Annotated in this window: 4 protein-coding genes; all 4 read right to left on the bottom strand. The window is 61.9% G+C overall.

Annotated elements, in window-relative coordinates:
- Positions 1-5: 5 nt before the first annotated feature.
- On the bottom strand, positions 6-1,814 hold the full coding sequence (locus ACYZTU_RS17170; RefSeq protein ID WP_461964405.1) for a DUF2341 domain-containing protein: 1,809 nt from the start codon (positions 1,812-1,814) through the stop codon (positions 6-8).
- A gap of 19 nt (positions 1,815-1,833) precedes the next feature.
- On the bottom strand, positions 1,834-3,432 hold the full coding sequence (locus ACYZTU_RS17175; RefSeq protein WP_461964407.1) for a ShlB/FhaC/HecB family hemolysin secretion/activation protein: 1,599 nt from the start codon (positions 3,430-3,432) through the stop codon (positions 1,834-1,836).
- A 53-nt stretch (positions 3,433-3,485) separates the two neighbouring features.
- Positions 3,486-4,088 carry a transposase gene (locus tag ACYZTU_RS17180; RefSeq protein ID WP_461964409.1) on the bottom strand — a complete coding sequence of 201 codons (603 nt, stop codon included), beginning with the start codon at positions 4,086-4,088 and terminating at the stop codon, positions 3,486-3,488.
- 348 nt (positions 4,089-4,436) lie between these two features.
- Positions 4,437-16,904 (bottom strand): filamentous haemagglutinin family protein, encoded by a 12,468-nt coding sequence (locus ACYZTU_RS17185; RefSeq protein ID WP_461964410.1) that lies wholly within the window; start codon positions 16,902-16,904, stop codon positions 4,437-4,439.
- Positions 16,905-17,068: the final 164 nt, after the last annotated feature.

Consider the following 17,068-nt stretch of genomic DNA (forward strand, 5'->3'; position numbering starts at 1 on the left):
GTTCCTCAGGCCGGTACGGACGGATGGGTGTGATTTCCACGGCGATGGGCCGCTTCACTGAACTGGCCTTCGCCGTGCATCTCCGCCAGACGGGTGATGAACTCATCGACGAACACCCGCATGTCGGCACTGACTTCCTTGTTGCGCGTGATCAACCGGTTGTAGCCAAACAGCGCCGGGATCGCGACGAACAGCCCCATGGCCGTGGCCAGCAAGGCGGCGGCCATACCCGGGGCGATGGCGTTGATGTTGACGTCACCGGCCATGGCTGTGCCGAGGAACACCACCATGATCCCCAGCACCGTACCGAGCAGGCCAATGTACGGGCCGCCGGCGATGGCGTTGGATAGGGTCGAGAGTTTTGCGCTGAGCGCCTGATTTTCGCGGGTACGTACGCCGTCCATGGAGCAGCGAATGGCTTCGATGGTGGCGGCCGAGACCGACGAGGTGTCGGCGCCCTGCTCGCGGCGGGTGCGGATTTCCTTCACCGCCACCAGATACAGGCGCCACAGTGACGAGTACCGCAAACGCTGGGCGAGTTCCTGATCGTCGGCAAACATTTCCAGACGCGTACCGACTTTGGCGAACTGCTCACGGAACGCTTCGTTGGCGGTGCTGACGAGGCTGACCATGCGGTTCTTGCGAATCATGATGACCCACGACTGGAACATCATCAGCACCAGCACCGCGATGATGACCCAGGCGTCGATCGGCACGGCATTGAGAAGGAAACCGAGGCTGCCGAATCCGTAACCCGACTGTTCTTCGTCAACACCGTAGGCCACCAGTCTGGATTCGGCGCCCTGGGAGTTTGCGTCGGCCAGCAGTTGCGCGGCGGGCCGGGCGATTTTCGACAGGCGCAGTTCGTCCATGGCGCCGCTGAAAGGCTGATACGCACTGGCGGTTTCGCTCGGCAGGTCGGCACCGATGCTCATGATCGAGTTGAAGGCAGGCATGGCGACTGCGAGGTTCGCCGTTTCGCGACCGCTGACATACAGGGTCACTTTGCTGCCTTCCGCGGTCAGGGCCAGGTGTTGCCATTGGCCGGGATTCAAGGGGTGCGCCGACACCGCGCGCTGACCATCGATCTCGACAAACGGCGTGCCTTGGCTCAAGCCCAGCAGCAGGTTATTGATACCTTCGCGACGCGTCAGCACCACCTGCTCGCCATTGGCCTGATCTACACGCAACCAGGCACTGAAGGTGAACGCACTGCCCGCGTTGTGTTGCAGCGAAGGGCTGGCCGGCAGCAGCAACGGCTGGCCGTTCCACTGCAGCGCCCGACCGATCACGCCATCAATGCTCGCACCGGTAGCGTTTTGCGCAGTATTGCCGTAGGCCGTGGTGTCCTTGGCCGGCGTGGCGTTAGCACCGTCGAAATGGTAAAGCGCGGTGTAATTCGGGTCGAAGGTCAACTGACCGTTACCGGTGGCCGGGCCTTTCTGGTTACCGTAATACATCCAGATGTCCTGACGCTGACCGCCCTCGACTTTCGGTACATCGACCCAGATCAGCGCCATGCCCATAAGCGGGTCGAAGCTTTCGATCTGGTGATTGAGCACGGTCTTGTCATCGGCGGCTACAAAACGCAGGTCCGAACCGTCTTCCTTGACGCCGTCGAAAGTGAAGTTGCCGGTGTGCAGCCGCACCAGCAACGCCGTGCGGCCCAACGCATCATTGATCGCCGCGCCCTGGGGCGTGGTGTCGACCGAAATCTGTTTACGGTAATGCCAGTCATCCTGCCACCAGGCCTGGGCGGTGGCCGGGAGCACGAAGCCCAGGCAGATCAGGAAAGCGATGAATAAGCGCTGCATGAAAAATTACTCCGTAGGTTCAGAATGTCGCTTGCAGGTTGAAATGCAGGCGCGATTCCTGTTTCGAGGTGTTCGGCCCTTCGAGCAACGGGTAGCCCCAATCCAGGCTGCCGGAAAGCCATTTGCTCAAGCTCGCGCGGGTGCCCAGGCCAACACTGGCCAGGGCGTAATCCGCGTCCTGATCTGGAAGCTCGTCACGCAGGTACAACTGGGCGCCTTCGGCGAAGGCATAGAAGCGCCACTCCTGGACGTAACTGCCCAGGTACTTGGTCAGGGATGGCGTGCGCAGTTCCTGACTCAGCAGGTAGCCGTCATCGCCGGTACGCTCGGCGGCCAGGTAGCCGCGCACCGAGGTTGCACCGCCGGCCGAGAACTGCTCGTTGGAAACCAGCGGCCCGGACGCCAGCTGGAACGTGGCTTTGGTCGCGGTCTGCCAGTCGTTTCCGAAGGTGAAGGTGTAATTGGTATCGCCCTTGAGCACGGCGAAGCTCGGGCTGGCGCGGTAGCGCTTGTAGTCGAAGTCTTCGTCGGAGCTGCCATAACCCAGGAAACTGCGCGTCCCCGCCACCAGGCTCAGACCGAGACCCAACTGGGAGCTTTCGGTGTAGCGAAAGCCGTTGTAGGCGAAGGTGAATGGCGCGTACTTGAGCGGTACTTTGTCGCTCTCGCCACCCAGTTCCAGTTGCTCGTCGAAATCCTTGAAGTCGATGCCGGCCGACAGCGAGTTGGACCAGTTACCGCTGGACGGCAACGTGTAGATCGCCGACACGCCATACGAGTGTCCCTTGCCCAGCACGTTGCTGCCGCCGATGGTGGCGACGTTGCTGTCGGATTGGTAACCGGAGAACTGCACACTCCAGCGTTCGCTGAGGGGCGCGGTATAGGAACCCGACCAGACTTTGGCGTTGGACGTATCCTCGGGCGCGGTAAAGAACGTCAGCGAAACGCTGTGCCCCAACTGCCAAAGGTTGTTGTAGCCGAGGCTGGCAACGCTGCGCAGCTTCTCGGTGTCGGCGCTGTAATCGTTGTTCAGGCCCAGCGTCGCCTGCCAGGGTTTCTGGTCTTCGACCTGCAGATCGACGTCCATCGTGCCCGGACGCTGTCCCTCACGCACCAGCGGCATGACCTGGCGGCCCGGGGTCTTGTTGAGTTGCGCCAGCTCGGTCTGGACCTTGGCGAAGTCCGGCACTTCGCCTTCTTTCAACGCCGGCACGTCCTCACGGATTTCTACCGGTGAATAATGCTTGGCCCCCACCACGCGCACGCGGCCGACCTTGGTTTCACTGACTTGCAGATAGACGATGCCGTCGTCGACTTTCTGCTCCGGCAGTTCGACGAATACCGACTGATAACCGCGGGCCTGATAAACCTTCTGCAAAGCATCCCGGGCACCTTCGATATCACTCAATTTTTTTTGCGGACCGAGAAACGGATACACCGCTTCTTCGATCGCACGGGCATCCAGTACGGTGTTACCGCGCACGAAATACTCGTTCACATCGACCGACTTTGTCGGTGCCGCCGGTACTGCTTCTTCGGCGAATGCCGGTTGCGCGCCAGCCGCCACCAGAAGCAGCCAGTTCCACAGCGCCAACCGTGACTTGAAAAGATGCTCCACACCACCCCCTGAACTCGAAATGACCGTCGCTGTTTGCCCAGCGTTTGGCCCACTCAATTGCTTGCTGTCGATGACGCGGTGTGTTTGCCCAGCCAAGTGTGCAGCAGCGCGAAATTCAACGAGAACTCGGGCATCTGCAACAAGGCTCCACAGAACACTTCACCAATGATTTTCTGGATCAGTTGAACCGCCCGGGGGTTGCTCAACAACGTGGCGATGTCGCGGCTCAATACGTTGAAGCTCCAGACCTTCTGGTTCAGGTCCAGGCCGACGAACCAGCGGAACAGCAGGTTGTAGTTGAGTTGTTCGTAGAGTTGCTGCTCGCTGGGGACCGAATAGAGCAATTGCAGCAACAGGATGTGCATGACGGTTTGTGGGGCGATGAGCATTCCGGGCGCGGCGCTAAGGCCCTGCAGGACGTCGTGATGATCGTCGAGCAGGTCGTCGATTTGCGGTCGCAGCAGCACCAGCGAATGACCCGGAGGGATGTAGCTCGAGACTTCCTTCAAAGCGCCCTGCCAGTCATCCTGGGACACGATCCAGACCCATGGCGCGCCGTAGCGATAGACCGAAACCGGTTTTTTACGCGCGGCCTCGACGATCTTCGACAGGCGTTGATCGAGTTCCTGCATACCCACTTTCGAGTAGCGTTCCATAGTCCCCATAGTCCCCATAGCCTCACTCCCGGCTTCCCGCCTCGGCTGGAAAAGCGGCCTTGCGGCCTTTCCTCAAGCGCGTTACATAGGCATGACCGGAATGGCGATGTGCTACCGAACTTTTGTCATAAAAGCTTCACTCTTGGGATTGCGCATGGCTGGGTTGGAAGCATTGGGATTGGGGGCAGATCCGTTTCTTTTGTGATGGCTGCTGACGGTTCCGCCCTTACGGCCATCCCTTTCAAGGTCTTTGATAAAATCCTCAAAACTTCAGTCAGGACGGCGAGACCATGTGGGCAGAAGTTTTAGCGCGGTTCGAGAAGGTCGCCCAAACTTACAACGAGAGTTTTACAAAGTCAGATTGCCCCGCTCCTCCTCAGTCAAGCGCTGCCGTGCTGACTCATCCAGCGCGCCAGCGCCGAGCACCTGCACAGGGCTGTCAGGGTTGTACGCCGGCGAAGGCGCACGACTCGCGCCATCGCGCGACGGTGCCAATTGCTCAGAACCAAAACTCAACACCTGCACGGTAAACACCGACGCCTGATTCTTGCGTGACGCCGCCTGCTGCTGACGCGACATATCCTCGGCCGCTTGCGTGGCAGACGTCGCCGCGGAACTGGCCGAAGTGATCGCGCCGGTGTTCACCGAGGCCGTCACCGGAATCCCCGACGACTTGCCCTGCACCTGAATGTTCGCCGCATTCACCACCTGCAAGGCAATTATGTTGACGTCACCCGATGACCGAATCCCCGCCTCACCCGCATCGATCGTGCCCAGCGGCGCGATCAGGTCGATATTTCCCGGCGGCACCTCGGCAATCGGATTGAGCGTGGCGATACCGGCGCCCGTGCTCGGCACGGTCGGCGACAGGGTCACGTTGCCCCAAGAGTCGTAGACACGCTTGGGCGGCGTGAATACCACGGTGGTTTTTGAGCCCCGACCGGCGTTGATATCCCCTTCTGCCGACCAGCCGAGAATCCCGCCACCAAAGGTGGTCATGATCCGGCTCTGGCCCAGAAGGATGCTGCCCTTGGAGTACAGCTGAATGTTGCCCGCGCCCTGAGTGACGATCCCCGCCGTGGACGGTGGTGCCGCGCCCTCAACACCGAACACCTGGCCGCCGCCGGGAGTGAGCATCTGGATGTCGCCGCCGAACAGTGTCTTGATGCCTGCGCCGCCGTACAAGGTGATGTCGCCGTCATAACCGATCGGATTGCCCGCCACATCGTTGGTCGGGAACAGCGCGGTAATCGCGTTGCGGCCACGCAAGTAGCTGCCCTGGCGAGGACCGCTTTCGTCGCTGTACTCAAGGCCACCGGCACGCAACTCGGCGAAGTACACCTGGCGAGCAAACACCGCTTGCTCGGTACTCGGCAACGCGGCGAAGAAGGCTCGCGCCTGTTCTTCGTTACCGCGGAAACCGTAGCCCAGCGTCAGCCAGGCTTGCAGCTCTTCGCCGTAGATCTTGACCACTTTGCCCGGTTGGGCACTCAACGACGGCCCGCCAACGGCCAGGTTGTCCGGGTGCAGATAACGGGCGATAAAGCGACCGTAATCCGGACCTTGCGCGCTCACGCCTGCCTGCAACACCAAGTTCGCCCCTGAACGTTTATCCCCCGTCATCACCGGCCCGATGCTTGTGATGTTGGCGCGGTCTTCCATCAGGATATTGCGCCCGGCGTTGATCTCCAGGGTGCCGGGGCCACCGATGTCGAAGCTGCTGTAAAGGATGTCGCGCCCGGCAGAAACGCGGGACACATCGTTTGGATTGTTGTGGATGAACAGGTTGCCGGTGGAGGTGATCGTCTCTCCATTCCTGCCCATTCCGCTATTGGGCGCATCCGTCGGCTGGCCCAGATATGTGCCGGACGCCACGATATCGCGGCCCGCAAGCATCCACACCGGCCCCGCGCCTTCGTACCAAGTACGCTGCAGCACGCCGTTTCGATTGAACGCCAGCGTCTCGCCGCTGCGCACGCCCACCAAGTCGCCGGTCAACGCATAGAAGCGGGCCGGTGCCTGCACACCGCTCAAGCCTGAATAACTGTTGGGCCCAAAAGCAAACAGCGGGTAACGAGTGTTCTTATCCGACACTACGCCATCGCTGCCAGCATTGGTTATCAGCGGAGTGCTGGAGGTCGCGCTGTCAAAACCGTAGAAAGCCGGGGCAAAAGGCGTGGCCAGGGCCGCTGGGCTGGCACCGGATTGAGTGATCCCATAGCCGCCGGCGTAGATCGAGTCGCCTGCCAGCAGTTCAAGCTGTCCGGATCTCGACGGGGCCAGCAGCAGCGAATACCCCTGGCCACCATAAGCGCCTGTACCTTGCGCCGCCGATTGCCCGGCGTAGATGGAGCCTTGGCCTGCCACTGCGCGCAGGATGGACGGGAAGACGAATCGCCCATCGGTCGGCGAGGTATTCATCCCTCCCAAAGGTTCGGAGGCAAGATATGTCTCTGCCATTTGCGTACTCGGCGTAAGATTACCGCCCGCCGCAAACAGATCGATGGCGGTGTGCTCGGTCCACAGCGAAAAGCCCGTCAGGCCGCCCCCTGTTCGTATGACTCCCTGAGCCGTGGTAAACGGCGTGGAGTTCTGCAAAGGCACCCTGCCTGGGTCGGCTGCGCCGCCCAACACCAGGTCACCCCGGCTATTGAGGCGCATGCCCGAATCGCCGGGGATCAGCACCAGGCCACCGGTGGCTCTGCCGGCGGTCGAGTTGAACGGGTCGAAGGCGCGAGTCTCTCGAGGATCCTGCGTCTCTGGCGTCGCGCCATAACGCAGCGCAATGTTGCCCAGCGCCCCTCCTGTCAGACTGGCCGCACCCCGCAGGTTGATCAACGCGCCTTGCAGATCGTGCTGGGGTATTTCCCTCCCGGGTTGATCCGCCGCTTGCAGGTGCGGGTTGAGGGTTGCGCCAATGCGGATATCCATGTCCCCGCCACCGGTCAGTTGCAGGGAGCCATCGCTGGCAACCCGGCCCGTGCTGCCGACCGCGACAATCAGGCCCTGGCCCCGGGGAGACAGGTTTTTCTGGCCGTCGCCCACGGGACTGAGCGCGCCACCATCGGCGCCGACGCGCAAGCTGATGTTGCCGCCACCCAGGGTGCCGAATCCGGTGAAACCGACCAGGTACGGAATAGCATCCGAACCCGCGGCCGATAAAGGCTGCTTCGCATAGCTGCCAAAATTGATCCACCAGGCGGTAGGCACGTCTTCACCACCCGTGCCCTGTCGCCATAACCAGTTGCCGACCGCCACACTCGGCACCTGCTCGCGAAGGTCACTGTTGCCAACACCCCGGCGCCCCACCACATCCGCAGAAACCGACCCGCCGGCACTGATCGTCAGGTTGCCGCCCAACTCCGGGTACCAGGCCTGGAAGAGGCTCGCGGAGCCGCCATCAACCCATTTTTCATAATCACCACCGGCGCTGCCCAATACCGAATCGTTGTCCGACAGACGCCCGCGTGGTTGGTTGTAGCGCGGATCGATGCCGCTCGATTGGGTACCTGCGGTGTACACACCGAAGGGTGAGTCCATACTCAGGTTGCCACTGGCCAGCAGATCCAGATCACCGGTGCCGGTGCGCAGTACGCTGAACATTTGTGTGTGAGCAGTGGCAGTGATGCCCGGGTTGTTTACCATGCAAAGTGCCGGGTCGTTGTCGCACCACCACGCGTCTCCCTCAGAGATAGGAGAATTGGCGGGCATACCCAGCCAGTTATCAGACGCCCAAGTCAGAAGCGCCATAGGTTCGCAGAGGGTGGGATCGCTGTCGCAGAGCGACAAATCCTCCTCCGCTACCAGTTCGTACGGAGGATGACCGTAATAGTTGCTCTCGCTCCACACGAGTTTTGCTGCCTCTTTCACCACCTTCAAACCATAGTGCGTATCCGCCAGGCGCAGGTTGCCTTGCTCGGTTACAGGCTTGACCGCCCCGGTGTCGGCCGCCGCCATATCCGCCCCCGCCACCACGCGCATCGACCAGGAGGCGCTGCCCGACGGCAACATGCTGGCCACGGCCCAGTTTTTGCCCTGCTGGGTGCCGCTCAGCGGACGCAACTCGATCATGGAGGTGCCATCGGCCAGCACCACATCAGTCATGGACGGGATCAGCGAGCCGCGCAGCAACGCCAAGGCACCGCTGAGCTTCACACCGCGCACGCCGCCTATGCCGTTATCGGCCGGCAGTGGCACACCTTTGGGCCAGAGCATGGCACTCAGCGCCGTGGCCTTGTTCAACCGGATACCGGCGCCCAGGCGACTGTTGGCCGGCACGGTCACGCTATCGTTGAGCAAGGTGCCGACGGCATACAGCAAATTACCGCCCGAATCGTATACCGAGCCCCCCAGAACGGTGCCCGCGCTAAACGTGTAAGGAGCGGCGAGCGTCGCCTGAGTTGGCAACAGCGTGCCACTGACCAGCGTCGTGGCTTGGATCGGCAGGTCATAGTTCAGCGTGGCACCCGCCGGGAACAGCGTGCCCTCGGCCAATGTCACCCCGGTGCCCGGCACCACCAGTGGAGCGCCGAACGGCTGTACCCCTGACACCAGTTTCCAGCCTGCGTCGTCCACCGTTTCCGGCGGCGGTGCAAAACCGTCGTTGATGCTGCCGTAGATATCAAGGTTGCCGCCGGCGCGAATCACCAGGCTGCCGGACTCGCCGGAACCGTAAACCGAAGTCTTTTGCGTGTGCGGGTTGAGGCTGGCGTAGCGGTAGCCGGACAGGTCCAGGTCGCCTTCCACCACCAGGTCGCCGTCCGAGGTTTTGCTGACGATTTCCACACCCGGCCGTAGATGGAACGCGTCGGCATAAGTGGCGTTGTTCAGGCCGGCCAATTTGCGTTGCAGCAGATCGGCATTGGCCCGGGCAGCATTGATGTACGGGGTGCTGTCGTCGTGAATGTCATTGAGGTAGGTCTGGTCGATCACTTGGTACGGGCGGCCGCTGACGGCCGGATCGATGCCGTCTCGCGCGTCGGTGTAGCGGCGCATGGCATTGAGTCCGATGGAGCGCGCGCCCTGAATGCTCACCGCACCCGTGGCATCGATGGCGATATCCGCGGCACCCAGGCGTGGTGCATTCAGTTCCAGGGTGCCGCGCAGGCGACCGTCATGCTGCCCGGCCGAGGAGCCCGGCACCGCACCAGTGCCATGGCGCAAATCGATTCGCGCACCCGAAGCGAGGGTCAACAACCCCTCCCCCGAATTGAGCTCGACCATGGCGCGGTTCGGTGCGTCGATGATCTTGCCGTAGCTGTCGACCCGCAGCACGCTGCCGTGAGCATCGAGCATCGCGCTGCCAGCCACGGTCAGGCCGTTCTTGCCCGACAAGCGAATGTTGCCGACGCGCTCGCCACTGGCGTCGATCAATCCAACGACAGTGAGACTGCCGTTGTCAACCGAGACATTGACCTCACCGGCCTTGAGGCCGTCGCCGATCACCAGGTTACCTTGCTTGAGCTGGAAGCTGCGACTGCCGAACACCCGGCCCATATCCAGGCGTTGGTTGAGGGCCGCGAAATCCTGACTCAGGTCGGCACCGCCCAGGTGTTGGGCGCGTAGATCCAGGCCACCCGCCTTGTACGGCACCCAGGTGCCGCCAGCGTCGAAGTAACCGCTGCTGGTGCCGAGGATCTCACCCCGCAGGTCGACCACCCCCGCGCCGGCGGCTAATGCCACCGCGCTGAGATTGCCGGCCTGGTTGTTGATCGCCGACAAGTCGATGCGCGAGCCGGCAGCCTGACGGATATTGCCGTTGCTGCTGTACAACGCCACGTCGCCGCCCCAGCTGTACTTCTTCACATCGTTGAACGCCAGCGTGCGCCCGGTCATGTCCAGATAAGCACCGCGCGCCAGGGTCAGGTCATCTTCAGCCTTGATCACCAGCTTGCCGCTGGCCAGGGCAATGCGGCTGTCGAGCGAGACAGTGCGCGCCTCAAGGGTTAGCTCCGCACCCAGAGCATCGGCCACCGCTGGCACAGCGGCGCCGTTGCCAGAGGTGAGGGTCAGGCCGTTGCCAGCCGTGAGCAGGTTGACCGACGCGGCTTCACCGGTGAGCAACGGGGTGCGCAGGTTCAGGTTGCCGCCGCTGTAGGCGTAGCCCTCAATGGGGTCGTAGGCGCCCTGCTGCTCGTACACCGCCAGGCTGCCCTTGTGGTTGGAGGTGATGCGTTCGCTGGCATTGAGGTTGACGTTGGCAAAACCCAGGGCCAAGCGGTTGTTCTGCTCCAGGCCGTTGGGCTGCAGATTCGGACCGTAGCCGAACTCAATGCGCTGCGCCTGGATGTCCAGGGTGCCGCGACCGCTACCGGCGCCGCCGGTGACCACTGCTCCCGGGTCCTGGGTCGCGCCGTTCCAGATCAGATTGGCGGTACGGATCGTCGCCACATCATTGGTATCGCCCAGGCCGTAAATAGCCGGAGTGGCCAGCACCAGGTTGTCCAGTCGGCTCTTGCCAGTCTGGGGGTCTATCGTATCGAGCGAAACACTGCCGAAGAAATTGAATGATTCGCGGGTTGTCAGGCTCAACGTTTCCAGCGCCGGAGCGCCGAATTGGGTGTCACCCTGCAGCAGACGATCCAGCACGTTCTGGTTCAGCGCCAGGCCGACCGGCACACGGCCACCCGCTGCAGCGAGAGCTTCAGCGCTGCCAGCGTTCACTGCGCCTACCGCCAGGGCCAGGTGACGGGTGCCGAAGCGTACCGCCTCGCTCATTTCAAACTGATTGTCCGTCGCGGCGGTGATACTGCCGTTGGAATAGAGCAATCCTGGATTGCTGCACACTTGCGATGCGCACGTACCGATGCGGATGCTGCCGGCCCCGGCGGTGCCGACACCTATCTCCGGCGCCAGTACGTTGGTCCAGCCATTGGAAATCACCAGCAAGCTGGCCGCACCCGGTTGATGGATGAAACCGTCGGTGGAATCGTAGGGCGCGTCTCCACGCCCGAGGGTGTTGATGCCGGCACCCGATTCGATGGTGATACCGCCGTCACGGTAGGTGGTTCGCAACAGCACTTCCGGTGCCGAGAGCAACGCCCCCTCTCGCAGGATGATGTCGTTGGTAGTACCGGTAAACGTAATGACGTTACCCTGAGAACCGTAGTACACCGTTGGCGCTGCACCAATGCTGAGGCGTCCGGCATTCAGGTTGTTCAGGCTGTCTGCATAGAGCGAAACTCCACCAAAATCCTGGGTCTTGGATTGTCCTGGCCGAAGAATCTCAAAACTGGGTGCTCCCCGCACCACCGCCGTCCCGGTCACTCCACCTTTGGCGGAGTTGAACAGTGCCTGGCCGTTGAAGTTCAGCGCAACTTCACGATCACCACCAGGCGAGAAAAGCAGATTCAGTGTTTTTCCATCCATAGGCGCCATTGCCCGTGGCAAATCGCGGCGCGCTGCATCGCTGTACACGAACTCAGTGAAACTGGTTTCGTTGTATTGCGAATAGCGGCGCAAAACGTCGGCCGAAGTCAGAATGACCTGATTGGCTGTGCTGCCACGCAGCCCGGTATTGGCAATCGACATCTGCCCGGAGCTGGTCCACGAGCCATTGCGCATTTTCAGCGCGCCATTCGTTGCGCCCGGCGTGGCCTGGCCATTGACTTCGACCCGGAATGCACCGGGCAACAAAGCAAAGGTCGATGGCAACAGGGTATAGGTGCCGGCCGCGAGGCCCGGCACGCCGGCGCCGATCGTCATCTGCTGGCCAATACGCGGGTCACTCGCCCCGACCTCTGCGAGTACCGGCGCGTAGACGCTCTGATTCCCCGGAACGATTGCGTACACCGGATTGCTACCCAGGCCCGGCAGGCTGAACGTGCCGTCGCTGGCGTTGCGTACCAGTGGGTTGAAACGCGCATCGGTGGAGCCGCCACGCCCGGAGACAAAACCAGCGCCGCGTAAATCACCGCCCCCGGACAGATCAATCAGCGAACCTGTTTGTGCGTCGACGTATTGCGCATTGAGGAACACGCCGGTATCTGCGTTGGCAATCCCCTTCAAGACGACCGACTTGCCGTTGTAGCGATAATCGATACCGTCGGTAGTGCCGCCATAGGGCATGACCAGCCCTGCGCCGCTGACCGAGGTCACGCTGCCCGGTAACAGGTGGACCTCTCGGGTGGCGCCAAAGCTTTCATTGCCCATAGCGATCAAGCCCAATGGCGCGCGAATGACACCGCCCTGCTCGATATGGCCGCCCATCAGTGCCAGCCTGCCGAACAACGAATAGGGCTGCGCGTCCGGAGCCGGTCCATGGCCGCTGATGCGAAGCGTACTCTCGGGCACTATTCTCGAATCACTTTGATAACCGACACGCACCTCGCTCCAGACACCCGTGCCGGGATAGATTTGTGCGGCCCGAAGATGCATATCGCCCGCTGTCCACACACTGGAAGCGGCTTGTGTGTCTGGCTTGGCCAAGAAACGCATGTGGCCGCTGCTGTCGAGCGTAACCAGGTTAAATCCGCGGCGACTGATCGCCGTACTCGCACCGTTGAGTTGTTTGACCGCACCCTGGGTACCGAACGAGAGTCGGTTGTTCAGATCCAGCAGGTTCGCGCTGACATTGAACTGCGCTGCTGACAGCCTCGTGGTCGGAGTATTCAATACGGTCGGGCGAATACCCGTTTGGGCATTGTAATCCCCCATCCCTGACAGACGCAGATAAGGTGCTGCCAGATTAATGCTCGCCGTGTTTTTCGAAGTCTCGTCCAAAGACAGTGAGCCCGCGTACAGACTCAAACTCTGGTTCATGCGCAAGTCGACATCACCCGCGAACGACAGCAAGCCGTTGCTCAGCAAACTGAGGTTGTCGAAGCCTCCTGCCATCAGGGTGTCGGCACTCAAGCGGGTCTGGCCATACCGCAAGAGTTGATCCGTCTCCCCCGGTTGCAAATCCGCTGGCAACAGGCTGTCATTCGGCCTTTGGCCAATGATCATTTCCCTGGCTACCCGTACATCGCTGCCTCCCCGGGTCTCGTGGTACAGCGGCGTATCGAGAGCGATTTCCAGACGTCCGCCCGCAGCACCTGCGCCACCCGCGGCGGCATGCAGGTTCCCATCGATAAACAGGCCGTTGTAGGAACTCAAGGTAATACGGCCGCCATCCGTGACGACGTGGGTCGGCCCTTGCCCGGCGATATCCAGCACGCCTTCGGCACCGGAAGCTTCCAGGCGCGCACCCTTGCGCACAATCACGTAAGCATCGGCCGATGTAGCGTTAGCCTTCTTCGCGTCGATTTCCCCGCCAATGATGATGCTGCCGCCCTTCCCGACCTGACCGTAGACCCGCCCAAGGGCATCGAACGCAGTATTCGCGCGCCCGGCCACGTCCAGCACTGCGCGTTCACCGATCCAGATTGACCGGTTGTGCGCGTTCGGATCTGCAAGTTGCGCCGAGGTGGCCGGATCGATCGAGCTAAACTGTTGTTGTCTGATATCGAGGGTGCCGCCCCAGGCATTGAGCTCACCGTCGAGGGTGATCTGCCCGGCGCTACGCAAAGTGATGCGCTGTCCGGGATCGACGGAAATGCGCGAACCCTGTCCAAGGGTCAATGTGCTGTTGGCAGGGTCCATCAAGTCGATTTGACTGGTGCCGGCCTGCAACGCAAGACTGGCGCCACCGCGCTGGGTCAGTACGCCCTTGGTCGGGTTTTCCTGGAACAGTGTCGGCGTCCATAGCTCAAGCGCTGTCTGCGGATCCACGCCATTGGGTTGGTTCGATGCCGCATCGCCAAAACGATAGACCGGCATCGTCACATCGAGCACGGTGTCGTCAGCCACCCGCAGGGTCGTCAGGCCGACGATGTTGTAGGCAGAGAACCCCGTGTTGAACAAACCGGGAGCCAGTTGCAAGGTGTGATCCGCGACAGGACCGCCGGACTGGCCGATCAATACCTTGTTGGCCTGGATTGTCAGCGTGCCACCGCCCGTGACGCCATAACCCCGCACTTCGCCGCCCATAACCATCTGCGACTGGCCCGGAGCGGCGTTAGCACTGGATTCGAGTTTGACGTCTCCACCCTTGCCGCCACGGGTCTTGCCATTTGCCAGCACCGCACCACCGGACGACACGTCTACCACGCTGCCGCTGCCCAGGCGGATATCGCCGGTGCTGCGAATCGACACCAGACCGCCGTTGAGATAGGCCAGGTTGTTGGCGTCGGCCTGATCGGTACGCAGGTTGGTCCACACACCACGGGTATCCAGTCGTACGCCTTCGCCGACGATCATTTGCGACGGCTTGGCCGTTTGTGTCAGAGGGTTACCCAGATTCAGGCTGCCGGCGCGGGCGGTCAGGTCGGCATTAACCTGCACATCCTGCCCGTACAGGGTGATGTCGCCACCTCTGTCCACGGTGACGGCTTCGTTGACTTCAATCTTGCCCTTGGCTGCGACCTTCAATGCGCCAAGGCGAAAGCCATTGATCACGTCGGTATCAAGAAACAGTTTGCCTTTACGCGCATCGGACACCGTGCTCATCAGATCCAGATCGTTGCCTTGAACGGGGCGCTCACCTCCGAGCCGAACCTGATCAAGCACTGCGTTGTGCTCATACACCAAGCCACCGGTGGTCGCCGACCAGGCCGGGTCGTAACTGCCAACAATCAACTGCGCCCGACGCGCCAGTGCGGTCTGCGCCTGATCATAACCGTCGAGCCCTGCACGTGGCGCCTGGTTCTGCCGCTCTCCCTGGAACACCTCATCCAGCAACTGCCCGTCAAGCACGGCGTTGCTGGTAGAAATGACCAGTTGCCCGGCATCGCGGCCCACGGTGTAGCCGGACTCGAACCGCCGGGTCGGCCCGATCAGCGGGTTATAGAAATAGCTGGTTTGCCCCCAGCGTTCGCTGTGGTCCTCATAACCTTTGTAAAGACCGGTGTAGAGGATGTCCCCCGGCGCGCGCGAGACTTCGTACAAACGCCCGTCCGCGCCGCGCAACCAGCTTTGGCGGATATTGCCGCTCTGCACATCGAGGGTGCCGCCGGACAGGTTGATCAGCGAGCCCTTCTCGGTCACGACGTCGTTGCCGGAGAAACTTACCGTGCCGCCCTGGGCCATCCACTCGCCGATGCTGTGGCCCTGGGTGCCTAGGTAACCGCCGACTTCGAGCAAACCACCGGTGGTGTACCAGCGGTCGGTCGCGTAGCCGTTGGTGCCGGCGGGCACGTGAATCAGCTCGCGCACATCGACCCACACATCATTGCTGTTGAGCGCGCCGCTCTCGCGGTTGAGCGACGAGTCACGCTGCTCGTTGCCCTGCACGTTGATCTTGATGTTGTTGGCTTCCATCGCCACTTTCACGCCGAGGGCACCGGACACATCAATCAGTGCGCCGTCACGCACCAGGCTGCGTTTGCCGGCTGCGACGGCAACCTGACCGCCCGTGGCAATGGTGATCGAGCCGTTCTGGAACTCGACCGTACCGCCACTGCCAATATCGATGCGCGACTGATCGCTACGAATACGGTTGTTGGCATTGACCGCGGTGAATGCCGCGTCGCGCTGACTGTCGAGCGCCGTGAGGTCGCTGCCATCAAGCATGATCGCGCTGACGCTGCCCTGGTTCAGGGTCACGCTACCGGTGGTGTCGGTGGCGGGGTTGAGCAAATGAATCGTGCCGCGGGTGGACACCGAAGTGCTCGACAGCAACACGCCGTTTTGCACCACTTCATGGCCGGTCAGGGTGATGTCGCCGGTGGACGCTTGAATCAGGCCGCTGTTGCTGACCTTGCCGGTGCTGCCCGTCTTGAAGCCTGGAATGACCTCACTGCCGAAGGTGGTGGAAACGCCATTGCCCTCCGTGCCCGACCCTTTGCGAATGTAAAAACGATCACCGGCGCCCAGCACTGTCTGGCCCTTGGCGGTGCTGATCGAACCGGCGTTGTCCACTTCGCCGCCTAGCAGTAACGTGTAACCACCGGAATCCGTCGAGAGCGTCGGTTTGTGGGTCTCAATCCGCGCACCGCGCTCCACCAGCACTTTCCCGGCGGCGTCGGTGAAGGTCGGCTGAGTGCCGGTGCTGTCAAAGTACAGGCCACGGTCGCGGAACTGGATGTCGGTGATGTTCGCGGCTGCCGCCACCAGGTTGCGCACGTTGACCTGGCTGGTGCCGCTGAACACGATGCCGTTGCGGTTGATCAGCATCACTGTGCCGTCACCTTTGATCTGGCCCTGAATCTGACTTGGCCGCGCACTCGGGTCATTGACCCGGTTGAGCACCGCCCAGTTGGATTGCTGGGCAAACTCCACGCTGGTATTACGCCCGACGTTGAAGGTTTCCCAGTTGAGAATCGCCTTGTCGGCGGTCTGCTCGATCTTCACGGCGGTCTTGCCATCGGCCTGGCTCTGTTGCGGGCCTTTGGCGTTCTGCCAACCCTGGGTCAGGCCCGTGTCGACCTTCAAACCGCCCTCGCCCATGCCGTCCGGCACGAACTGCAGGGTCGCAAAAGCCGCCGCCCGCCCGGCCGCCTGCGCAGCCTGTTGCGCCGCAATCGCCGCCACGGTGTTGTTGAGCGTCTGCACCGAACGCTCCAACTGTTGCCTGGCGCGTTGCTGCTGCGCGAGCGGCGGAGTCATACCTGGAAGACCGCCACCCGGTCGCGCAGCTGCAGCCTGTTGCGCCGCGCCCTTGGCGGCAAACCAACTGGAACTGAACGCCGTCGCCGCCTCCGTACTGCCCGCCACCAAGCACAATGCAATCGCCTGCGCCAGCGGCTTGAGCAACCACAGCGCCGGGGCCGCGGAACGAGCGGCGTCACGGCGTACAAACAGAGGATGGGTATTGCGTCGGGCTTGGCGAACGAGCATCACTACTAGGTCCTTTTCGATTGGCGCAAGAGGCCGCAGGTCATCAAGAACCTGCTGTTACGACATAGGCGGTTGGCGAAGGGCGCGACCGAACGGTTGTCACACAAACTTCATGATTGGGGTGTAGCCACAAAAAATGACGATCCGGTAAGGGGCCGCCATCG

The sequence above is a fragment of the Pseudomonas sp. HLT2-19-2 genome (assembly GCF_054898005.1).

Excerpts from the sequence above, each read along its gene's own strand:
- ACYZTU_RS17170 (WP_461964405.1), bottom strand. The coding sequence starts at position 1,814 with ATGCAGCGCTTATTCATCGCTTTCCTGATCTGCCTGGGCTTCGTGCTC.
- ACYZTU_RS17185 (WP_461964410.1), bottom strand. The coding sequence starts at position 16,904 with ATGCTCGTTCGCCAAGCCCGACGCAATACCCATCCTCTGTTTGTACGC.
- ACYZTU_RS17180 (WP_461964409.1), bottom strand. The coding sequence starts at position 4,088 with ATGGAACGCTACTCGAAAGTGGGTATGCAGGAACTCGATCAACGCCTG.